The organism is Fimbriimonadales bacterium, from assembly GCA_035559795.1.
Lineage (GTDB): Bacteria > Armatimonadota > Fimbriimonadia > Fimbriimonadales > ATM1 > DATMAR01.
The window spans coordinates 505,995-528,305 of sequence record DATMAR010000012.1 but is presented as its reverse complement, the minus strand read 5'-3'; the positions used below and the strand labels follow the sequence as shown (position 1 = coordinate 528,305).

Below are 22,311 nucleotides of genomic sequence, written 5' to 3'. Positions count from 1 at the left end.
TAATATTTTTACCTTCGCGCCTGTCATATAAAATACTAAATCATTTAATCCCTTTCTCGTATTGCGGGATAGAGGAGTAGGACCAAAACTGTTAATAAAAATAACTCGTTGCCCTTCCTTCTTGGGGGGATAAACTTAAAGCGAGAGTAAAAAAACGTCCAACAAACTAAACATGCGATTCGATAAATTGACCCTAAAAGCCCAAGATGCAGTCCAATCCGCTCAGGAAATAGCGGAGCGGTATCGGCATTCCTATATCGAAGCCGAACATTTATTGCTCGCATTGCTCGAACAATCGGAAGGGGTGACAAAGCCGCTTCTCGAGAAAGTCGGTGTGAACCCCTCGATACTGATGTCGCAAGTGTCCGAAGAACTATCTCGCAAGCCGAGTGTGGGCGGGGCGGCAAGTTACGGTTCTGCATTGGGTTCGAGCGCTAAGGCGGCTTTGGATACAGCGTTCGACGAAGCCGAAAAACTCAAAGATGAATACGTATCGACAGAACACATCCTTTTGGGTCTTGCTGCGGACGTAGGTTTCGTAGGAAAAACTCTCCGTTCATCCGGAGCAGACCGAAACACCCTTTTGCGAGCGATTCAAAGCATTAGAGGGGGGAGACGCGTAACCGACCAGACCCCCGAAGAAAAATATCAAGCGCTGGAAAAATACGGGAGAGATCTCACTTTGTTGGCACGACAAGGCAAACTCGACCCCGTTATCGGGCGAGACGAAGAAATTCGGCGCGTAATTCAAGTCCTCAGCAGAAGAACGAAAAACAACCCGGTACTCATCGGTGACCCAGGCGTTGGAAAAACCGCAATCGTAGAAGGTTTAGCTCAACGCATCGTGGCGAAAGACGTTCCCGAAGGATTGAAAGACAAACGGGTGATTGCGCTCGATATGGGGGCGCTTCTTGCAGGCGCAAAGTTTCGCGGTGAATTCGAAGAGCGTTTGAAAGCAGTTCTCGAAGAAATCAAAAATTCGGAAGGGCAAATCATTCTTTTCATTGATGAGTTGCATACGTTAGTCGGAGCTGGCCGAGCCGAAGGGGCGACGATTGACGCTGCGAACATGCTCAAACCGATGCTCGCAAGAGGAGAACTTCGCTGTGTCGGGGCGACTACGGTGGAAGAATATCGAAAGTACATCGAAAAGGATGCAGCGTTAGAGCGTCGTTTTCAACCTATTTTAGTGGAAGAGCCGAGCATCGAAGATACGATTGCGATTTTGCGCGGATTGAAAGAACGTTACGAAGTTCATCACGGAGTTCGCATCACGGATTCTGCTTTGGTTGCAGCCGCGACATTGAGCGCACGATATATCACCGACCGATTCTTGCCGGATAAGGCGATTGATTTGATAGACGAGGCAAGCAGTCGCTTGCGTATGGAAATAGACAGTGTTCCGGTGGAAATAGACACGCTCGATCGTCGTATGCGCCAACTGGAAATCGAAAAACAGGCATTGAAAAAAGAAGAAGACGAAGCGAGCAAAAAACGCTTAGACAAAATCGAAAAAGAGCTTGCCGAATTAAACGAAGAGCGCGCCCGTCTCGTTGCCCATTGGGAAAAAGAGAAAGAAAAGATTTCGGAAATTCGTGCATTGAAAGAGCGATTGGAGCAAGCGCGCTTGCGGCTGGAACAAGCGGTGCGTGATGCGGATTGGGAGGTTGCCGCTCAATTACAGCATGGCGAAATTCCTCAACTCAAAAAACGCATCAGTGAATTAGAAACGGAATTGCAGAAACTTCAATCGGATTTGAAAATGCTCAAGGAAGAAGTGGACGAAGAAGACATCGCTGAAGTCGTTTCGAAATGGACGGGAATCCCCGTGTCGAAGTTGATAGAAAGCGAGAAGGAAAAACTTCTTTTCATGGAACAGCGTTTGAAGGAAAGAGTGGTGGGGCAAGACCACGCGATTCAGGTCGTCAGCGATGCAATTCGACGTTCTCGTTCAGGCATTGCAGACCCGAACCGTCCTATTGGTTCGTTTCTCTTCTTGGGTCCTACCGGTGTCGGAAAGACGGAGTTGGCTCGTGCTCTTGCGGAATTTTTGTTCGATGATGAGCGGAACATGATTCGTTTAGACATGAGCGAATACCAAGAAAAACACACGGTAGCGCGTTTGATTGGAGCCCCCCCCGGTTATGTAGGTTATGAAGAGGGAGGGCAATTGACCGAAGCCGTAAGAAGGAAGCCGTATTCGGTTGTACTGCTCGACGAAATCGAGAAAGCGCACAGCGAAGTCTTCAATGTGTTATTGCAAGTTCTCGATGACGGTCGCCTGACGGACGGTCAAGGACACACCGTAGATTTCCGAAACTGCGTGATTATCATGACGAGCAATTTAGGTTCGCATGAATACGGCGACATACCCTTATCGAACGACCCCGAAGTAAAAAGAAGAATCCTCGAATATGTAAGAGAGTTTTTCCGACCGGAGTTTCTCAACCGCATCGATGAAATCATCGTTTTCAATCCTCTCACTCCGAAAGAAATCAAAGAAATCGTAGACATTCAACTTCGCAATTTATCGAAGCGTCTCGAGGACAGGAAGATTCGCATAGAGTTGACTCAAGAAGCGAAATCGCAATTAGCGCTTATCGGCTACGACCCAGCATTCGGAGCGCGTCCATTGAAACGTGCAATACAAACGCACATTCTCAATGGTCTTTCCAAAGCGTTATTAGAAGGACGCGTGAAAGACGGAGATACGGTCGTTGTAGATTACCGTGAAGGCGAATTTACGTTCGAGCCAGTTCAGGTAGCAGTGTAAAAATAGAACACTGCTACCTGTCCGACGTCCAACAAGTCCGACAGCTCTAAAAATCCGAATTTAGGTGGGGCACTTATTAGGTGCCCCTTTTAATTCGCGTGAACTTATCTTAGGTCTACTGGTTTTGGACCTGGCGCAGTATTCGGATCTACTTGTCCCAAATCGGGAGGAGGTTTCGGCGTTTCGACAGTGACTTCGCCTCCACCGCCTCCTCCGACGTATCGCCAAATCAAAACGGCAGCAGCAACGACAAGAACGACAATGAGAACAATGATGAGCGGGTTTGTCCTATCGCCTTTCATAGGTTTCTCTATCTTACTTCAAGTCCCACTGATAAAGTTCTCTATCGAATGCAAAACCAGCCCATGCGTCTTTTACGTCGCAACCTTGAGCGATTTGGTCAATACGCAGAATCCGGGTATGGCTATCCGCGTATGTCAGCACGACGCTGCCGTTGTTTCGGTTTCGCCACGTGTGGTCGGTCGAGTTGCTGCAGGGTGTCCACATGATTTTTCCTTGATGGAAGGAGAAGACTCCGCCGAAAATGTTGCCGGCACAGTCTTGTGATGGATTCCAACCTCCCTGTGAGAAAAAGGAACTAATCCCTCCTGGAAGCGGAAAAGTATCTTTAGTAGCTCCGGATGCAGGGTCTTTGAAGTAGCGGCATGGCGGGTCGACTGTCCATCTGCCACCACCTGTGGGATATCCATTCTTGAGGCGATTCCAAACACTGTCTAGTGTTATGATGCAGTCACCGGCGGCTTCGACTTGCGATATGGAAATCGGGGCTGCGCCTTGGGTTCCATCGGACCAAAAGACCATTGGTGAGAAGTATTGGGAATTGTAGCCGTGGTTCGTTCGGGTCGCCCATGAAAACTGGATTTCTTCTTTGGTAACTGCCTTTGTACCAGTCGGAAGAATGGAGAGACCTTCATTCGTAGCGTCCGGGTCTGACGGGCAACGGAAAACTTCCCAGTTGGTCGTGTAGGGCATAACGAGTTGAGGCCAACTGCGGTTAGGACCTAAACTCGTATTAGGTTTACAGTTGTCACCTACACAAGGGATGTAGTTCGCTAAAACGGCTTTTTCATCCCAGTCGCTGACATATTGCTGGATAGCTTTGTTCGTTTGGTTGAAGTTGCTTAGACATTTGGTCCTTCTTGCCGCTTCCTTTGCTTCTTGGAAGACCGGAAAGAGGATGGCAGCCAAAATTGCAATGATTGCGATGACTACCAGGAGTTCGATAAGGGTGAAACCCTGTTTCTTTTTCTGCATTCGATTTAACCTGCCTTTAGATGGATTTTTCACAAGGGGAAGACTTGCGTAAGTTACTATCATGAGACCGCCTATATGCTCTTAGAAGTTCGTTGGTTTTTGTAGAATTTTGTAAATCGTCCGTTTTCGTATTTTCTTACGTTTTTTAACGTGCCAGTTTTTCGCGTCTCACCATTTCAGGCAGAAAAAAAGCCTGTGCGATGAGCACAGGCTTTGGATTTAGCGAAATGGATGTCTGCTACTTCAAGTCCCAAAGATAGAGATCTCTATCCCAAATAAAACCACCCCATGCGTTTTTCACATCACAGCCTTGGGCGATTTGGTCTATGCGGAGAAGTTTGTTGTGACTATCCGCAAAGGATACGATGACCGAGCCGTAGTTGCGATGTCTCCAGGTGTGGTCGGTGCTGTTGCTACATGGCGTCCACATGATTTTCCCTTGATGGAACACGAAAACACCACCGAAGATGTTCCAAGCGCAGTCTGCGGTCGGATTCCAACCGCCGAACCAATAAAAGCCACTGATGCCGCCAGGAAGCGGGAAGGTGTCTTTGGTTGCTCCGGATGCTGGGTCTTTGAAGTAACGACAAGGCGGGTCTAAAGCCCAGTTTCCGCCACCGCTCGGATATCCCTTCGAGGTTCTATCCCAAATGCTGTCGAGGGTCATGATGCAGTCTCCTGCAGCCTCGACTTGGGAGAAGGATATAGGTGCAGAGCCTTGCTTGCCATCTGCCCAAATCACCATCGGTGAAAAGTACTGTGAGTTATATCCATGATTCGTGCGCGTTGCCCAGGCGAATTGAGTTTCCTCTTTATTGCCGTATGTCGTTTTGCCGGCGTTACCGCAACCCGGATAGATGGAAAGTCCTTGGTCCGTTGCATCGGGGTCGGCAGGACAGCGAATAACTTCCCAATTCGTAACATAGGGCATCACGAGTTGAGGCCAACTCCTATTCGGTCCTATAGGTGTGTTTGCGCAGCACCAAGAGGAAGTGCACGGAAGCCAGTTTTTCAGAACCGGCTTTTCATCGTAGTCACTTGTATATTCTTGGATAGCTTTGTTCGTTTGGTTGAAGTTGCTGAGACATTTAGTTCGCTTTGCAGCTTCTTTGGCTTCTTGGAAGACAGGAAAGAGAATGGCTGCAAGAATCGCGATGATCGCGATGACGACGAGAAGTTCTATGAGGGTGAAACCCTCGTGTTTTTTTATCATCTTTTACTCCTCAACATGAGTTTTTTATCTACATCAGTTTTTTATCTACATCAATCAAAAAACGAGACACACGGAATTTTTGACATGCATGTTCGAAAACCCTTGTCATTGCAAGTCCCAAAGATACGAATCTCTATCCCAGATATATCCGGTCCATCCGGGTTTAAAGTCACAACCATATAGAATTTGGTCCATTCTAAGTAACCTGTTATGTCCATCTGCAAAAGAGACGATAACAAGACCGTAGTTTCTATGTTTCCAAGTATGCTGCGTTTTATCACTACAAGGGCTCCATATGATTTCTCCTTGGTGAAAAACGAAAACGCCACAAAATATATTCCAAGCGCAATCTGAGGTTGGCTTACATCCCCACTGAAAGAGTGTATCAATTTCACCCGGAGGTATCGGGAAGGTGTCTTTGGTTTGTCCGGAGGAAGGGTTTTTGAAATAACGGCAGGGAGGATCTACTGCCCATCTTCCGCCACCGCTCGGATACCCATTAGAAATTCTGTCCCAAATACTTTCGAGAAAAAGAAGGCAATCCCCGGGAACTTTTATCTGAGATAAAGAAATTGGTGCTGGACCAGGTTTGCCATGTTTCCAAAACACCATTGGGCAGAAGTATTGAGAGTTGTAACCATGATTCGTGCGTGTAGCCCATGAAAATTGAATTTCCTGTTGCGTGATTGCCACCTCACCACTTGCAGGGATGAAAGAAAGTCCCTCGTTGGTTGCATTGGGGTCTGCAGGACATCGAAGGACTTCCCAAGTTGTAATATAAGGCATTGTAAGTTGTGGCCAACTTTTATTTGGGCCTAAATTTGTATCCGGTTTGCACCAAGCAGTGGTACAAGGAAGATAATTGGTGAGCACCGTTTTCTCATCCCAGTCTTGCGCATACTCTTGGATTGCTTTGCTCGTCTGACTGAAATTGTTGAGGCATTTGGTTCGTTTTGCAGTCTCTTTGGCTTCTTGGAAGACTGGGAAAAGTGTGGCTGCAAGAATTTCGATTATTGCGATGACGACGAGAAGTTCTATGAGAGTGAAACCTCTATGCTTTACTGACATCGTATATACCTCCACCACAAATTTGCCTTTGGGCGTTCTAACGGATACGAAGATTATATAGCGGTTTTTCAGGATTAGAGCAAAAGCGAAAAAAAAAAGCCTCGGAAAAAGTTCCGAGGCTTTAGATAAGTATAACAGCGATTACTTCAAGTCCCAGAGATAGAGGTCTCTATCCCAGACATAACCACCCCATGCGTTTTTCACATCGCAGCCTTGGGCGATTTGGTCTATGCGGAGAAGTTTGTTGTGGCTATCCGCAAAGGATACGATGACCGAGCCGTAGTTGCGATGTCTCCAGGTGTGGTCGGTGCTGTTGCTACATGGCGTCCACATGATTTTCCCTTGATGGAACACGAAGACACCACCGAAGATGTTCCAAGCGCAGTCTGCGGTCGGATTCCAACCGCCGAACCAATAAAAGCCACTGATGCCGCCAGGAAGCGGGAAAGTGTCTTTGGTTGCTCCGGATGCTGGGTCTTTGAAGTAACGACAAGGCGGGTCTAAAGCCCAGTTTCCGCCACCGCTTGGATATCCCTTCGAGGTTCTATCCCAAATGCTGTCGAGGGTCATGATGCAGTCTCCTGCAGCCTCGACTTGGGAGAAGGATATAGGTGCAGCGCCTTGCTTGCCGTCAGCCCAGATAACTTCAGGACAGAAGTATTGGGAGTTGAGACCATGGTTAGTGCGCGTTGCCCAGGCGAACTGAGTTTCCTCTTTATTGCCGTATGTGGTTTTGCCGGCGTTATTGCAACCTGGGTAAATAGAAAGCCCTTGGTCTGTAGCGTCGGGGTCGGCAGGACAACGGATGACTTCCCAGTTCGTAATGTAAGACATTGCGAGTTGTGGCCAACTCCTATTCGGGCCTATGGGTGTATTTGAACAGCACCATGAGGCAGTACAAGGGATCCAGTTGGTGAGCACCGATTTTTCGTCCCAATCGCTCGCGTATTCCTGAAGCGCTTTGTTTGTTTGGTTGAAGTTGCTAAGGCATTTAGTGCGCTTTGCAGCCTCCTTGGCTTCTTGGAAGACGGGGAAGAGGATGGCAGCCAAAATAGCGATGATCGCTATTACGACGAGGAGCTCTATTAGGGTAAAGCCCTTGCGTTTTAGTTGCATATGCATATTAGTTCCTCCACTGGAGAATATATTGCCAAAACACGAACTCGCACAATGCGAGCCGTAGTACTACTATATCACAAGACGTATCGAAGTGTCGGGAAGAGTTCGCTTCCGAGAGCAAAATCTTGGTAGATTTTACGGGTAAAAATCTGCAGTTTTGTCAAAGAAGGGACACTCTTTTCCTAAACCGGATACGCCAAAGCAATCTTAGCACACTCTTTTTATTTGACGGTGACGCCCTATCGGGGGTTCCGGGCTATAATCCTAAGAAGTTATCGAAAATAGTTTTATGTATAAAATTTTAGTAATAGACGACGAGGAAGACGTTTGCCGCGCCGTAAAAAGAAGACTCGAACGCCAGGGGTACACGGTTGACACCGCTTTGTCGGCTGCGGAAGGAATAGAGCAGATTCAGTCTGCACCCGACCCGTACGACGTTATCGTTACCGACATGAGCATGGAAGACCCTGAAGCGGGGATTCATGTGCTGCAAGCGGCTTTCGGGAGGGATATTTTCGCTGAGGTCATCGTCATGACTGCCTACGGGAATGTGAAGAACGCTGTGGAATGTATGAAGCGTGGCGCTTTCGATTACATCGAGAAAAATATTCCCGGGGTAGATGTTTACGAATTACTCACGATAAAAATCGAGCATGCGTTAGAACGACGCAGGCAAAGTGTGGTGGCGATTAAAGGCTGGGAGCATCCTGCGAGAAGACGGTAATCATCGAATGGGCGAGATTATTTCTCGTAAGAATTTCTTTCTCGATTTTTTTATACGACAGAGAGATTCGAATAGAAACTTTGCGCAAAAATAAAGCCGTACGGACAGAAAACCCTGCTCGAAAGGTGCCTACCGCTGCCAAATAGAAACCTCGAATGCGAAATATGTCACCGGAAAAGATTCGAAACTTTTGCATCATCGCTCACATAGACCACGGCAAATCGACGCTTGCCGATAGGATTTTGGAGTATACAGGGGCGATTCGCGGGGGGGGCGGTATAGAGCAGGTGTTAGACAGCATGGAATTAGAGCGAGAGCGGGGAATTACGATAAAAATGACTGCAGTTCGTCTTTCCTACAAATCGAAAGACGGCTCGGAATACCAGTTCAATTTGATTGATACCCCTGGGCACGTGGATTTCACATACGAAGTTTCCCGTTCGCTCGCCGCTTGCGAAGGAGCGTTACTCGTCGTGGATGCAACGCAGGGCGTGGAAGCGCAAACGATTGCAAACGCTTCCATGGCAATCCATCAGGGTTTGGAAATCATTCCGGTCATCAATAAAATAGATTTGCCCCATGCGGACCCCGAGCGCACGAAAGAAGAAATCGAAAATGCGATTGCCATCGATGCATCCGATGCGTTATTGGTGAGCGCAAAAACAGGACAAGGTGTTCCGGAATTGTTAGAGGCAATCGTTCAGCGAATTCCCCCCCCTACGAAAGTGCGCCCTGAAATATTGGGCGAACAAACCGAGGTCTCGAATGAAAATCCTCTACGCGCGCTGATTTTCGATTCCCATTTCGACCCCTATAAAGGTGTCGTTGCCTATATACGCGTTTTCGATGGTTGTATCGTACCGAAACAGAAAATAATGATGATGTCTACGGGCTCTGTTTTCGAAGTAGACGAGACGGGCGTTTTCGCTCCTCAACAAACGCCGTGCGATGGATTGTTTGTGGGCGAAGTGGGTTATTTCACTGCGGGGATTAAAAGCATCGGTCAAGCCTCCGTAGGAGATACGGTTACCAGCGCTGATAAACCAGCACGAGAGCCCTTACCAGGATATCGAAAAGCGAAACCGATGGTCTTTTGCGGTCTTTATCCTGTGAACGGGGATAGATATTTGGATTTGCGCAACGCTTTGGAGCGTTTGCAACTCAACGATGCATCTTTGACCTTCGAGCCGGAGAGTTCCGATGCTTTGGGGATGGGATTTCGATGCGGTTTTTTAGGGCTTTTGCATATGGACATTACCCGGGAGCGTTTGGAGAGGGAATTCGGGCTCGAACTGATTCTTTCTGCGCCGAGCGTAAACTATGCCGTATTCAAAACGGATGGAACTGTGGAGCAGGTTTCGAATCCCAGCAAAATGCCGCCCCCCCAGCAGATTGCTCATATCGAAGAGCCCGCCGTGAAAGCCACCATCACGGTGCCTCAAGAATACGTCGGCGTGGTGATGAAGTTGTGCAAGGAGCGTAGGGGAATTTTTCATAAAATGGAATATCCTTCGACCGCTCGTGTGATTTTGTATTATACGCTTCCCTTATCCGAAATTCTTTTGGATTTTTATGATAAGTTGAAATCTTTGACGAGAGGTTATGCGAGTTTCGATTACGAGTTTTCGGATTATGTGCGAGCGGATTTAGTGAAGGTAGATATACTGATCAACGGCGAGCCTGTGGATGCTTTGTCCTTCATCGTGCATCGGGATGCTGCCTATACGAGAGCGCGAGCGATGGTCGAACAACTTCGCAAAGTAGTGCCGAGGCAACAGTTCGAAGTAAGGATTCAAGCCGCGATCGGCGCGAAGGTGATCGCGTCCGAGACGATAAAGCCGTATCGCAAAGACGTAACCGCGAAATGCTACGGGGGGGATATCACGCGAAAAAGAAAACTTTTGGAGAAGCAGAAATTAGGGAAGAAGCGAATGAAAAACATAGGGAGCGTGGAGATTCCGCAAGAGGCATTTCTCTCCGTTTTGAAGGTGGCGGAGTGAGTTTGTTTAAGTCGCTAATACTTGTGTTGTTTGAATCGTTCTTAAACCCACTATACGCAGGACTAGCTAATCGGTAAAGTAACTATTTGCCTATAAAGTTTATTGGCGCGGCGAAAAACTATTTTGTGCGCTTTGGTTTTATCAGAAATTTGTCGTTACATTCCCATCACTTAATAAATCAAAAAAAGGGCCAGGCGGCTATTGGATGCTCAGGAAAACCAACTTCTTCCCATGAAGGAACTAGATCCGCTAATTTCCATTCCTTACGACATTTCCTGCAAACACCGATATAATTTCCAAGATAATCCTTGTCCACTACAATCGCATTCCCACAGGAAGAACATTCCAGCTCTGGAAAGTCTTCTGCATGAACATAATCAGGTTGCCCGCATGATACACAATTTCTGGTCATGAAGCCACCAGGACGTGAGCGAACAATCAAACATGGGGACTTACAGCGCCAGCAATTTCTTCTCGAAAAGAGTTTCATGTCTTTTTTTATTTTCATTATTTCCCTCCTTGCCGAAGAAAGATATTCGGACGAGTAAGTTCTCCAGCTGATGAAGGTTATAAGTTCATTTTATCTTAATTCCCAATTTTTTGAGCGCAGAGCGCATGCCTTGCTCGTCGAACCCGACGGAACGCCAGACGACTTTCCCTTTAGAATCTACGATGTAATTCGTGGGGTATGCCATAACGCCATAGGAGTCGAAAAGTTTTTCGGTTCCTTTCACTGCGGTGAAGGAGAACTTACTTTGTTTCCAGTAGTTTCTAATCGTTTCGTTATCGTCCCCGTTATTGATAGCAATCACAGCGAGTTTAGAGGCTTTTCCTTCGTTATAGATTTTTTGAATGTGAGGCAACTCCTCACGGCAAGCCCCTCAGTGATAAAACCAGAAATTGATGATAGTGGCTTTGTTCTTTTTCCAGACACTCGAGAGTTTTACGGTTTTCCCGTCTGCTGTTTTGAGAGTGAAATCAGGGGCTGGTTGACCTACAGGAACGAGTCTTGTTTCGTAATCCCTTTGGAACGTCGTGGAAGGAGAGGGAGAGAGGAATAGAATGCCAGCGATTGTAGCTACGATTGCGGTCATAGATGCCTCCTATTCGATTAGTTTGAGCGAGTTTACACCCTTTGGCGTAAAAGTAATAACGAATAATTCAACCGTATAGGTTCCTATTTGGAACCTGAAAGCATCAAGAAAAGGTATATCCCTTAGTGCCGAGAGGCGAAGGTAAGTTTCTGTAAGACCATGTTCTTTATGCCAACACGATCTCAGTTCGTTTTGAATAGTCGGTTTTTCATCTCGTTGCTTTGGATTGGCTTTGCGTTTTCTGCTATGACGCAGGAAGGCTCCGACAAGCTGACTTTAGAGAAGGCTATCGAGAAAGCGAAGCAATCGAACGGCACGATCATGTCGGCGTACAAGCAATATCAGGCTTCTCGCGCCGCGGTAACACAGGCAAATGCTTCGTTTTTCCCAGTCGTAACGCCGCTTTATCGTTTTTCGGACCAAAAACAGACCTTTGCAGGGGGTTTCACGGGCACGGGAGTTTTGTCCTTCCATCAACTTTCGTTGGGAGTTTCGTGGCTTGTTTTGGATGGCGGACAGCGCTTTTATGCTTTGTCACGAAGTCGAAAATCTGCTGAAGCACTTGGTTATTCAGCACTTTGGACGCTGCGCCAAGTGTTCTTCGAAGTAGCGACAGAGTATTACGAAGTGCTTCGAGCGAGAGAGTTGTTGAGAGCGGCGGATGCTCAGGCAGCGAGGGCGAAGCAGATACTGGAAGTGACACAAGCGCAAGTGGAAATTGGGGCAGCGGCTCAAAAAGATATTTTGCAAGCGAAGGCAGATTTGGCGAATGCTATCGTCGCGCAAATGACCGCAAAAAACCGTGTAACGACTGCCGAAGCGGCTTTGAAAGCGACGATCGGATGGGAAAAGGACAAACCGCTTCCCGAGTTGGTGACGCCGGAACTTATCGCTCAAGAACCTTCGTTTTCTTTACAGGAAGCCATCGAAAGAGGTGAACGAGAGCGCCCCGATTTATTGAATTCGAAGAAGCGCTTAGAAGCGACTCGTTTCGATGTTTTGACTGCAAGGCGAAACGCGAGTTTAGATTGGGAACTAACCGTGAATTTCACAAGAAACTTCGAACCGGAAGAAACAGAAAATCGAAGCCTAACTTTCACGATGACTTACCCTTTATTCGATGGAGGGTTGTCACGAGCAGTGGTGAAAGAAAGGGAACTTTCTTATGAGGCGGAAAGATATCTTTTGGAGCAACAGATTCGCGAAATTAGAAGCGAAATCGAAAGTGCTTATTTTACGTGGTTGCAGAATAGGGAAGTACTCGATGCGAGCAATGTCGCTTTGGAAGCGGCTCGTTTGAATTTCGCTGCTGCTTCGGAGAGCCAGAAAGAAGGTGTTTCCAGTATTTTGGACGTTACGAACGCACAAGTCGCATTAGTTACCGCGGAAACGAATTTCGTAAACGCTCATTTTGATTTTATTATCAGCGAAATGCAGTTGCGGTTGGTTACGGGGCAGAGTATGCCTGGAGAAACGTCATGAAACGTATTTACGGAGTTATCGTAATCGGTGTCGCCTTCGCATCGTGGTTTTTCTTTTTGCGTGGAAATTCCGCGAACGATGAAGAGTTCATTTACAGAACAGAGAAAGTGACTCGAGGCACGCTTACGCTTTCCATAACCTCTTCCGGAGTTTTGCAACCTCTTACGTTGGTGGATGTCAAAAGCAAAGCGGGGGGGGAAGTCGTCGTGATGGCGGTTACGGAAGGCTCGGTCGTAAAGAAAGGGGATTTGATTGCAGTGATAGACCCCCGCGATACGAAAGCGCTTTACGAACAGGCAAATGCAGATTTGCAAGCCTCGATCGCTCGTAAAACGCAAAACAAACTCACCTATGAAATGCAAATCGTTCAGAGCGAGGCAGCCGTCGAAAATGCGCGCTCTGCACTCGCTGCTGCACGAGCGCGATTGAAACGATTAGAAGAACAAGCGAAAATACAGCCGACTTTATCTCAAGCGAGCATCGAGCAAGCGCAAGCGAATTACGATTCTGCCGTTCAGGCTTTGAATCTTTTAGAGAAAGTTACGATTCCCCAGCAGCGTGCAGAGGCGAAAGGCGAATTCGATCGCACGCAAGCGGAATTAGATTCTGCAAGGGCGAACCTAGAGCGTATGGAATCCCTTTTGCAAAAAGGATATGTGAGCAAAGCGCAAGTGGACCAAGCGAAGGCTGCGTATCAGGCTGCGCTCGCTGCGCATCGAAACGCAGAACAAAGACTTCGTACATTGGAAGACGATTTCAAAATTCAACTCGAAACAGCGCGAGCGCGAGTGAACGATGCTCGTGCTGCTTTAAAACAGGCGAAGGCGAACGAAGCGCAAGTAAATTTCGCTCAGCGGGATTATCAAGAAGCGAAAGAAGCAGTGCGCCAAGCGGAACTCGCTTTGAAGCAAGCGGAAGCGAACCGCAAGAACATTGCACTTCGGAAAGCAGAAATGGAAGCGGCGGAGGCGGCGATTGTGAGGAATCGTGTTGCGCGTGAAAATGCGAAGGTGCAACTCGACAGCACGACGGTCGTTGCGCCTCGAAACGGTGTAGTCGTTCGCAAATACGTAGAAGAGGGAACGATAATCCCCCCCGGAACGAGCATTTTCAGCGAAGGAACTTCCATCGTACAGATTGCCGACGTTTCGAGGATGTACGTAGAGGTTCTCGTTGACGAAGCAGATATCGGAAAAGTGCGCGTTGGGCAAAATGTTCGCGTGCGTTTGGAGTCTCATCCCAGCATTCCGATTCAGGGGACGGTATCCAGAATTAATCCGAGTGCGGAGACGACGAATGGAGTAACTCAAATAAAAGTTCGTGTGGAATTGCCCACGAATCATCGGCCTAGCGAAGTGAAACTTTTGCCCGGTTTGAACGCGAGTTGCGAATTCATTTTGAACGAGAAAAAGGATGTGTTGATCGTTCCGATTCAAGCAGTGCGGCGCGAAGGAAAAGAGACCTATGTCGAAGTTATGGTCAAAAAAGATCAACCTATAAGACGGAAAGTAAAACTCGGAATTGTAGGAAACACCGGTTATGAAGTATTAGAAGGATTGAAAGAGGGCGAGGAAGTAGTGACGAGCAAAATAAGCAAGGAACAGATATTGGAACAGCAAAAGCGAATGGAAGAGGCGCAGCAACAGCGCAGTCCTTTCTCTGGCGGAAGCGGAGGGCGCGGTGGCGGAGGCACGGGCGCGCCATCGGGAGGTTTGCGCATACGATGAACCTCAGCGATGGTTTTCAAAGCGCACTCAATGCGCTCGTTTCGAACAAACTCCGCTCTTTTCTTACGACATTAGGCGTGATGATAGGAGTTGCTTCCGTAATTACGATGATCGGAATCGCTGAGGGAAGCAAAAGGCAAGCGCTCGAAAGGTTGGAATTATTGGGGAGCAACATGATCGTGGTCTTTCCGCAACGCTCCTTCGGGGGACAGCGTCAAGCGATGGACGAAGCGCAGTCGCTCAAGATGGAGGATGTGGAACTCATTCGTCGCTCCGTTCCGACAATCTCGCATATTACAGGAGAGGTTCGCACTCGGGTGACCGTGAAGTTCGGGAACAAAAACGAGAGGACGTTTTTGGTGGGGGGGTCTCCGGAGCTTCAACATATTCGCAATTTGAAGTTGCAAGAAGGAAGATTTTTCACGAAAGAGGAAGATAGAAACAAAGAAAAGGTTTGCATTCTGGGGTACGACATTTACGATAGGCTTTTCGAAGGGGGGGCTGCTCTCGGGGCGACGGTGAGAATCAACAATCAGGATTTCGAGGTAATCGGTGTTGCGGCATTCAAGGGAATGACGGGTTTTATGAGTCCAGACGATGCGATTTATATTCCGTTGAACACAGCGATCTCTCGCATAGAAAGAAGAGACACGCTCAGCACGATTTCCATGCGCGTGGCGGATAGTTCCGTGATGCCTTTCACGCTGAGTCAAGTTCAACAAACTTTGGCGAGGGTGAGAAGAAGCGCAAGCGGAGAGGAATTGTTTCGCGCCTTCAATCAGGGAGAGTTAATCGAGACCGCGGAAGAGCAGGCGCGTGTGTTGAGCTTATTACTTGCAGGAGTCGCGAGCGTCTCGCTGATTGTGGGGGGCATAGGAATTATGAATATCATGCTCGTTAGTGTTACAGAAAGGACTCGGGAGATCGGTTTGCGAAAAGCCATCGGGGCGACGAGTGGAGCGGTGCGAGCACAATTTCTTTTGGAGAGCGTAATGCTTTGTTTGGCAGGGGGGGTCATCGGGATGTTTTTGGGGGTATTCGGTGTAAGAGTGATTGCGGGGTTGATGGATGTTCCTCCTATTGTTTCGACGGGGGGGATTATTTTGGCGTTCGGATTCGCTGCGCTCGTGGGGGTGTTTTTCGGATATTATCCTGCATATAAAGCGAGCAAATTAGACCCTATCGTCGCTTTGAGACACGAATAAATGAGTGAAATGAACAAAAAGCCTCTTATCGAACTGAGAAACCTCTCGAAGGATTATCGCTTAGGTGCTATCGTGGTGCACGCTTTGCGAGAAGTCTCTTTGCAGGTGATGCATGGAGAGTTCGTCGCTGTGATGGGTCCTTCCGGCTCTGGAAAGACCACGCTGATGAACATCATCGGCTGTTTGGATAGGCCAACGTCGGGTGAATATTATTTAGACGGTGAACCGGTCGCAAAACTCAACGACAATCAATTGGCAGCGATACGGAATAGGCAAATCGGGTTCGTTTTTCAGACGTTTAATTTGCTGCCTCGCGCAACTGCTTTGAAGAACGTAGAACTCCCGTTGATCTATGCTGGTGTCCGCGATAGAACACGTGCCGCAGAAAACGCTTTGATACGGGTGGGCCTTAAAGAGCGTATGCATCACAGGCCAAACGAACTTTCGGGGGGGCAGCAGCAACGTGTAGCGATTGCTCGCGCTTTGGTGAACAATCCACCGCTTATCTTGGCGGACGAACCGACAGGAAACTTGGACACGAGGACGGGCGAGGAAATCCTGGCTTTGTTTCAGGAATTGAATCGGGAAGGTAGGACGATCGTATTGATTACCCACGAAGCGGAAGTCGCCCAGCATTGTTCACGTATCGTCAGATTGCGGGACGGGAGAATTCTATCGGATACTCGGGTGGATTCCCCGCTGGATGCGCGTGAAATACTTCGAGAGATGCCAGAAGAAAGCATAGAGGAGGTGGTTTAGAGGCGGAAATTCCGATAATTTTTACTAATGGGTGAGAGAGAGGCGAAAAAAGCGGTCGAGGAGTATCGCAGGCGAGCGATTCAAACGGCACAGCCAGTAGAACTCATCTCTATGCTTTACGATGCACTCATTCACCACTGTGAGAGTGCGATAAGGTGCATGGGCGAAAAAAACCTCGAGGGGCAGCATAGCCATTTCGCAAAAGCCCAGAAGATTCTTGCGGAACTGATGTCTTCCCTCGAACTACAGAAAGGCGGAGAAATAGCCAAAAACCTATTTAACATCTATGCTTTCTGTATGCGTGAGTTGAGTGAGGCGAATATAAAAGACGATGCTCGAAAAGCGGTGAATTGCGTGGGTTTGTTGAAAGAATTGCAGGAAGCGTGGAGGGAAGTTCGTCGTTATCAGGAGAGGTTGCATGATAAACACCAACGGGAATCCTAATGGAAATGCAAAAAACATAGCGGAGACCTTGTTAGTGGTGACTTTAAATGCGACGCAAGCCATTCAATTAGACGATTGGGAATTAGCAGGGCAACTTTTAAGGAGAAGGGAACAATTACTTACCCAGTTAGAACGGTTTACGGCTTTAGATGGAGCGACATCGGTATTAGAAAAGGTACGCGCTGCGGAGAAAGATTTATTGCGAAATATGGAAAAGGCGACGAGCGACGCTTTTCAATCGCTTTTGCAAGCACAGAAATATAAAAAAGCACGCAAGGCGTATCAAGGATTGTAAATCGCATCGATTGTATCCACGATATAATATTTATTTGTGCTTCTACTCGATGGCGCAATGGGGACGGAACTCCAAAAACGCGGGGTTCCCACGACCTTGCCGCTTTGGTCGGCTAAAGCGCTTTTGGATGCTCCAGACGAGGTGAGAAAAATTCATCTCGATTATATCAACGCAGGCGCGGATGTTATCACGACAAATACTTTTCGAACTCATCGTCGAACATTCGAAAAAGCGGGCATAGGAGATAAGGCAGAGGACGCAACTCGATTAGCCGTGCGTCTTGCGAAAGAAGCGGTGGAAGAAAGTTCGAGAAAAGTTCTGATTGCCGGCTCGATTTCTCCTTTAGAGGATTGTTATCGCCCCGATTTATCTCCGGGAGAAAGCGACGACGAGTTTTACGAGATTGCGGATATTTTAGTTGAGGAAGGTGTGGATTTTTTACTGATCGAGACGATGAACAATCTCACGGAATTGCGTTCTGCGATTCGCGGTTGTCAGAAGACTCGAAAAGATTTTTGGGTAAGCGTCAATCCTTCGAATTACGATTTTAGAGTTTTATTGAGTGGGGAAAAAGTTTTAGAAGCGCAAAGGATTGCGGAAGGAGAAGGGGCGAAAGCGTTTTTGGTGAATTGCGCTGCTATGAGGGTTATCGAAGACGCTGTGAAGATGCTGTCGGAGAATGCGACGATTCCTTTCGGTGGTTATGCCAATAACGGGACTCCGGATGAAAGACTCGGCTGGAGGTTCGATCTTTCGATTACTCCTGAAGAATTTGCGGCACACGCGTTACGGTTGAAAGATTTCGGTGCGACGCGAATCGGCGGATGTTGCGGAACGTCTCCCGAGCATATTGCGAAGGCTGCGGAATTGCTTAAAGGTTAGGGGGGGCTTCTATGTTTTATCGCGCTTTATGGCATATTTTTATCGCGCCTCACGGCGCTCCTACGTTTATCGCGCCTCACGGCGCTCTACGCTTATCGCGCCTTACGGCACTCCTACGCTGTTTCCCGTATAGAATGGTAAATTTGAAAGCGTGAAACGGGAATTTAATTGGACTTTCGTGGTAATTCCTTTGCTTTTTGCGTTGTCTACGTTTTTGCTTCTTCGGTGGCAATGCACCCCTGTGGGGGCAGAACTTTCTAAGACTGGCTTGAGAGTCGCTACTTACAATGTGCAATGGCTTTCCGATGAAATTCATCCCGAAAGAGCGGCGCATCTTCGTTCGGTGATTAAAAATCTCGATGCCGATGTCGTCGCTTTTCAAGAAGTGGAAAACAAGCGGGCGCTCGAAATCGTTTTAGGAAAAGATTGGGAGATTGCGATAGAAGACACTCCATCGGAACGGCAGGAACTCGCGATTGCCGTACGAAAACCTTTGAAAATCGAACATTATGATTTGGTTTTCGAAGGTTCGACTTTCGATTCCGCATTTCCTGGAAAGCGTGACGTGATGCGTGCGGTGATTTCAAACGGGTACGGAGTTTCCTTCATCGTATATTCCGTGCATTTAAAAAGCCGAAGTGGGGGGCGTAAACAAACGGACTGGCAGCGTGAATGGGCTTGTGCATTGTTAGCGGCGTATCTAAAAAAAGACAGCGAGTATTTGACCATCGTGCTCGGAGATTTCAACGACACTCCGGACGACGCCGGATTGAATATTTTGGAGACAGGAAATCTTTTCGCAAAAGGCAAAACGGAAAACGAAAATGACATTTATTTTTGTAATTTGACGGAGCCTCTTTTTGCGAAGGATATGGTTTCGTATGGTTTGTATCGTCGTTTTCGAGGTGTTACGTTATCACCGAGAGTTCCGGGTGCAAGAAAAGAAAACGAAAGATGGAGGGGGAAGGATTACAAATATCCTGATGATTTGGCGGTGCGGGAAATTCTTTTCGACCAAATTTTGGTTTCTCCAAAATTGAAAAAACTGCAGATCGGAGAGGTGCAAATCTACAACAAACCCGATGCTCTTCGAGGGAGTATTTCTACGGAAAGAAGTTTGGGAAAAAACGAAGCGACTGGAACGCTCCCCTCCGATCACTTGCCAGTATTTGCAGATTTCCGGATTCCCGTTATTTCCCACCCTGCAAATAAGGGTGGATGAGTTCGAGAAGTTTTCTCGCTACGTTGAACTTGCTGTCTTTTTCGATTTTTTCTTTTTTGCCATCTCTAAAAAGAACGAGGAGTTCGTTTTCGTCGGATTCGAAACCGATGTCTTTTCTGCTGATGTCGTTCAAAGCGATGGCTAAAAGATTTTTTCTTCGAAGCTTCTCTTGCGCGCGCTCGATGTTTTCACCGATTTCCGCGGCAAAGCCCACTATAGGCAAATCGGGATATTTTTGGGTGACGCTTTCTAAAATATCCGGGTTCGGTACGAGAGTAATTTGCACACTTTTTTCTCGAGGGATTTTTTCTACGGGGGGGATTTCCGCTCGGAAGTCTCCCACGGCGGCAGCGCCTAAAATCAAATCGCATCCCTCCGCGCATTTCGATAGGGTCTGAAGCATTTCTTCGGCAGTTTCTACCGAATGGAACTCTGCGAAGGGAGGGGGGGGTAAATTCGTAGGACCGGAAATCAAAACGACTCGCGCTCCCATTTTATGAGCCGCTAAAGCCAGCGCATATCCCATTTTTCCACTCGAACGATTGGCGATGAAACGCACGCTGTCTAAGGGTTCGCGTGTAGAGCCAGCAGTAATTACGACCTTCTTTCCCTGATAGGCCTCGGAGCGGAATATCGCTTTTTTAACTTCTTCGACAATCGTTTCGGTTTGTGCAAGTTTTCCTTGTCCCGTTTCTCCGCATGCCACCTCACCATGGGTGGGATGGATGATCGTCGCACCGCGTTGCGCTAAAGTCGAAAGCGCTATTTGTACGGGTTCTTGCGTGTACATTTGGGGATTCATAGCGGGTGCGATCACGATATCCGCTGTCGTAGCAGCAATAATAGAAGTGAGCATATCCGTTGCTTTTCCTTGTGCGACGGAGACGATTGCATTCGCGGTTGCAGGACAAAGGAGGACGACTCTCGCTTCGCGTGCCCAGTCTATGTGCGCCATCCTGCCTCGGACGGGTTCGTCGAAGGCATGAGTTAAAGCAGGTATTCCCGTCAAGGATTCGAAAAGGGTTGGTGTTACGAATTCCTGCGCTGCTCGCGAAAGGCAAACTCGCACTTCCATTCCCTCCTGCATCAACCTTCGCGCGATGTCTGCGGCGCGATAAGCGGCGACGCTTCCCGTAACTCCCAATATCACGACGGGTTTTTTCATTGTGGATCCGCACTCCGGACGATTTGTCGGATTTCTTCGACCGCGCGCTGCACGGAATCGTTTACCACGCGATATTGATAGAGATTCGATTTTTCGATCTCCTCTTTTGCATCACGAATTCGTCGTTCAATGTCTTCTGGTTTGTCTTGCTTGCGATCTGTTAATCTGCGTTCGAGCTCTTCTAAAGAGGGGGGCATAAGGAAAATCGTGATGGCGTCTTTTCTTTTTCGCATCACTTCTTCTGCACCTTGCACATCGATTTTTAAAACGACGATTTTTCCAGCCTCTAAAGCGGCATCCACTTCACGAACTGGGCTTCCGTACCAATGTCCATGAACGTTTTTCCATTCCAAGAGCAGGTTTTCTTCGATGAGTTTTTTGAAATCGGACTCGGTAACGAAATGGTAGTTGACTCCATCGGCTTCCATTTCTCTCGGCGGGCGAGTGGTGTAGGTGATAACGCGATGAACGTTCGGACATAGTTTTTGCCATTCTTGAATAACTGTGTCTTTCCCCACGCCACTCGGTCCGGAAAGAATGACTAATTTTCCTTTCATTCTACCAACCGCATCAGGCTATCCGTGATTCGAAGAGGGTCGTGGCGTACGACGTCGCTTTCTGAAATGTAATTCCCTTTAATCACGCGCAATCCCATTGCGCGGATTCGATCTATATCGGGTTCTACGAAATCTTGCCCTGCTTCGGAATAGCGACTGAGCAGGTTCGAACTGGGGGGAGTTTTATTAACGAGAACATAATCGAAGACGCGCCGTCCGATGTTCGCTTCGATTGCGTGCACGTGGTCGCTGGCGGTGAAGCCGTCGCTTTCGCCGGGTTGGGTCATGACATTGCATATGTAGACTTTTATTGCATCGGATTCTGCGATGGTTTCTGCGATTCCCGGAACGAGGAGGGGGGGGATTACGCTCGTGTAAATAGAACCCGGTCCGATGACAATCATATCCGCTTCCGTAATCGCATCGAGAGCTTCCTCGAGAGGCTGCACGTCTTCGGGGTCTAAAAAAATACGGCGAATTCTCAAGCCCGAATGGACGATCTTCGTTTCCCCGCAGATTTCCATTCCGTTCTCCATAAGCGCGCGGAGGCGAACCCTATCGCGCGTTGCGGGTAATACTCGCCCTCGAATTGCCAAAACTTTACTGATTTCTCCCACCGCTTTTTCGAAGTCGCCTGTGATGTCCACCATCGCTGCGATGAGCAAGTTTCCGAGGCTGTGGCCGCTGAGCGTTCCCGAACCTGCTTCGAAGCGGTGTTGAAAAATGTCGGTCATGCTTTTTTCTGCATCGGCTAAAGCCACTAAGCAGTTTCGTATATCTCCGGGGGGGAGAATTCCTTTGTCCGTGATGAGTCTTCCGCTCGAACCGCCGTCGTCCGTAACGGTTACGATTGCGGTGATATTGCTCGTTCTGGTTTTGATACCTCGCAAAATGGTGGAAAGCCCTGTTCCCCCCCCGAGTGCTACCAAGTTCGGTCCGGAGGCTAAAAGCCTTTTGCGAAAATACGTTCCGAAAATCTTGCTGTCGCTTCCCGGATTCATATATCGCAAGATTTCTCGGACGAAATAGGTAACCGCGCGATAACAAAGATATCCTCCTAAAATGAGGAGAGCACCAGCCGTATAGTGCTTTACGTCGGGGACGTAATTGGGGGGGACAAGAGAGCGAATGATGCGAGTTCCGAATGCATCGAGTTGTTCGAGCGATGGCAAGATGAGTAAGCGAAAACTGAATGCGAGACCTAAAATGATAAAAGCCAAACCCGGCACGAAAAAGTAAAGTGCTCTTCGAATCGTCGCGCCGCTACCTAACCAGCGACGAATTTTATGAGGCTTTTTCATTTTTTG

Annotated in this window: 21 protein-coding genes; 11 read left to right on the top strand and 10 right to left on the bottom strand. The window is 48.0% G+C overall.

Translation table 11 applies throughout. The features are described from left to right. The first annotated feature begins 172 nt into the window (after nucleotides 1–172). On the top strand, nucleotides 173–2,773 hold the full coding sequence (clpB, locus tag VNK96_09530) for an ATP-dependent chaperone ClpB (protein HWP31945.1): 2,601 nt from the start codon (nucleotides 173–175) through the stop codon (nucleotides 2,771–2,773). A 104-nt stretch (nucleotides 2,774–2,877) separates the two neighbouring features. Here clpB and VNK96_09525 read toward each other — a convergent pair whose 3' ends face one another. The 5 genes from VNK96_09525 to VNK96_09505 all read right to left on the bottom strand — a co-directional run bounded on the left by VNK96_09525 (nucleotide 2,878) and on the right by VNK96_09505 (nucleotide 7,451). Continuing rightward, nucleotides 2,878–3,075: a hypothetical protein gene (locus tag VNK96_09525; GenBank protein HWP31944.1), complete on the bottom strand. Its 198-nt coding sequence runs from the start codon at nucleotides 3,073–3,075 to the stop codon at nucleotides 2,878–2,880. Nucleotides 3,076–3,088: 13 nt separating this feature from the next. After that, nucleotides 3,089–4,048 carry a prepilin-type N-terminal cleavage/methylation domain-containing protein gene (locus VNK96_09520; protein ID HWP31943.1) on the bottom strand — a complete coding sequence of 320 codons (960 nt, stop codon included), beginning with the start codon at nucleotides 4,046–4,048 and terminating at the stop codon, nucleotides 3,089–3,091. A gap of 238 nt (nucleotides 4,049–4,286) precedes the next feature. Further along, nucleotides 4,287–5,261 (bottom strand): prepilin-type N-terminal cleavage/methylation domain-containing protein, encoded by a 975-nt coding sequence (locus tag VNK96_09515; protein HWP31942.1) that lies wholly within the window; start codon nucleotides 5,259–5,261, stop codon nucleotides 4,287–4,289. Between the two features lie 105 nt (nucleotides 5,262–5,366). Further along, complete coding sequence (locus VNK96_09510) at nucleotides 5,367–6,329, bottom strand: type II secretion system protein (protein ID HWP31941.1); 963 nt, start codon at nucleotides 6,327–6,329, stop codon at nucleotides 5,367–5,369. 141 nt (nucleotides 6,330–6,470) lie between these two features. Then, entirely contained in the window at nucleotides 6,471–7,451 is a 981-nt protein-coding gene (locus VNK96_09505; GenBank protein HWP31940.1) for a prepilin-type N-terminal cleavage/methylation domain-containing protein, read from the bottom strand. Nucleotides 7,452–7,737: 286 nt separating this feature from the next. Between VNK96_09505 and VNK96_09500 the strand changes: the two genes are divergently transcribed. Both VNK96_09500 and lepA read left to right on the top strand, forming a co-directional pair. Then, a complete protein-coding gene (locus VNK96_09500; protein HWP31939.1) occupies nucleotides 7,738–8,172 on the top strand; it encodes a response regulator in 435 nt (144 codons plus the stop codon). Between the two features lie 155 nt (nucleotides 8,173–8,327). Beyond that, nucleotides 8,328–10,172, top strand: a complete 1,845-nt coding sequence (gene lepA / locus VNK96_09495; GenBank protein HWP31938.1) for a translation elongation factor 4 — start codon at nucleotides 8,328–8,330, stop codon at nucleotides 10,170–10,172. A gap of 178 nt (nucleotides 10,173–10,350) precedes the next feature. Here the strand turns inward: lepA and VNK96_09490 are convergent, their stop codons facing one another. Continuing rightward, the gene (locus VNK96_09490; protein HWP31937.1) at nucleotides 10,351–10,680 is read right to left on the bottom strand and encodes a hypothetical protein; all 330 of its coding nucleotides are present in this window, start codon (nucleotides 10,678–10,680) and stop codon (nucleotides 10,351–10,353) included. A 67-nt stretch (nucleotides 10,681–10,747) separates the two neighbouring features. Next, on the bottom strand, nucleotides 10,748–11,266 hold the full coding sequence (locus VNK96_09485) for a TlpA disulfide reductase family protein (GenBank protein HWP31936.1): 519 nt from the start codon (nucleotides 11,264–11,266) through the stop codon (nucleotides 10,748–10,750). Between the two features lie 168 nt (nucleotides 11,267–11,434). Between VNK96_09485 and VNK96_09480 the strand changes: the two genes are divergently transcribed. The 8 genes from VNK96_09480 (at nucleotide 11,435) to VNK96_09445 (ending at nucleotide 19,282) form a co-directional block, all read left to right on the top strand. Further along, a complete protein-coding gene (locus VNK96_09480) occupies nucleotides 11,435–12,748 on the top strand; it encodes a TolC family protein (GenBank protein HWP31935.1) in 1,314 nt (437 codons plus the stop codon). Beyond that, a complete protein-coding gene (locus VNK96_09475) occupies nucleotides 12,745–14,475 on the top strand; it encodes an efflux RND transporter periplasmic adaptor subunit (protein HWP31934.1) in 1,731 nt (576 codons plus the stop codon). The genes VNK96_09480 and VNK96_09475 overlap by 4 nt, the downstream gene beginning before the upstream one ends. Continuing rightward, nucleotides 14,472–15,680, top strand: a complete 1,209-nt coding sequence (locus VNK96_09470) for an ABC transporter permease (GenBank protein ID HWP31933.1) — start codon at nucleotides 14,472–14,474, stop codon at nucleotides 15,678–15,680. Before VNK96_09475 ends, VNK96_09470 begins: the two co-directional genes overlap by 4 nt. After that, nucleotides 15,681–16,439 carry an ABC transporter ATP-binding protein gene (locus VNK96_09465; protein HWP31932.1) on the top strand — a complete coding sequence of 253 codons (759 nt, stop codon included), beginning with the start codon at nucleotides 15,681–15,683 and terminating at the stop codon, nucleotides 16,437–16,439. A gap of 27 nt (nucleotides 16,440–16,466) precedes the next feature. Next, nucleotides 16,467–16,883, top strand: coding sequence for a flagellar export chaperone FliS (gene fliS / locus VNK96_09460; GenBank protein ID HWP31931.1), 417 nt, complete (start codon nucleotides 16,467–16,469; stop codon nucleotides 16,881–16,883). Further along, a complete protein-coding gene (locus tag VNK96_09455; GenBank protein HWP31930.1) occupies nucleotides 16,858–17,178 on the top strand; it encodes a hypothetical protein in 321 nt (106 codons plus the stop codon). The genes fliS and VNK96_09455 overlap by 26 nt, the downstream gene beginning before the upstream one ends. Nucleotides 17,179–17,214: 36 nt before the next feature. Further along, entirely contained in the window at nucleotides 17,215–18,060 is an 846-nt protein-coding gene (locus VNK96_09450; GenBank protein HWP31929.1) for a homocysteine S-methyltransferase family protein, read from the top strand. Nucleotides 18,061–18,211: 151 nt separating this feature from the next. Next, nucleotides 18,212–19,282: an endonuclease/exonuclease/phosphatase family protein gene (locus tag VNK96_09445; GenBank protein HWP31928.1), complete on the top strand. Its 1,071-nt coding sequence runs from the start codon at nucleotides 18,212–18,214 to the stop codon at nucleotides 19,280–19,282. Here the strand turns inward: VNK96_09445 and coaBC are convergent. Genes coaBC through VNK96_09430 form a run of 3 tightly spaced genes read right to left on the bottom strand, consistent with a single transcriptional unit; the run spans nucleotide 19,251 to nucleotide 22,305 of the window. After that, a complete protein-coding gene (gene coaBC, locus VNK96_09440; GenBank protein HWP31927.1) occupies nucleotides 19,251–20,447 on the bottom strand; it encodes a bifunctional phosphopantothenoylcysteine decarboxylase/phosphopantothenate--cysteine ligase CoaBC in 1,197 nt (398 codons plus the stop codon). The genes VNK96_09445 and coaBC overlap by 32 nt on opposite strands. After that, nucleotides 20,444–21,004, bottom strand: coding sequence for a guanylate kinase (gene gmk, locus VNK96_09435; GenBank protein HWP31926.1), 561 nt, complete (start codon nucleotides 21,002–21,004; stop codon nucleotides 20,444–20,446). The genes coaBC and gmk overlap by 4 nt, the downstream gene beginning before the upstream one ends. Next, nucleotides 21,001–22,305 (bottom strand): YvcK family protein, encoded by a 1,305-nt coding sequence (locus VNK96_09430; protein HWP31925.1) that lies wholly within the window; start codon nucleotides 22,303–22,305, stop codon nucleotides 21,001–21,003. The genes gmk and VNK96_09430 overlap by 4 nt, the downstream gene beginning before the upstream one ends. Nucleotides 22,306–22,311: the final 6 nt, after the last annotated feature.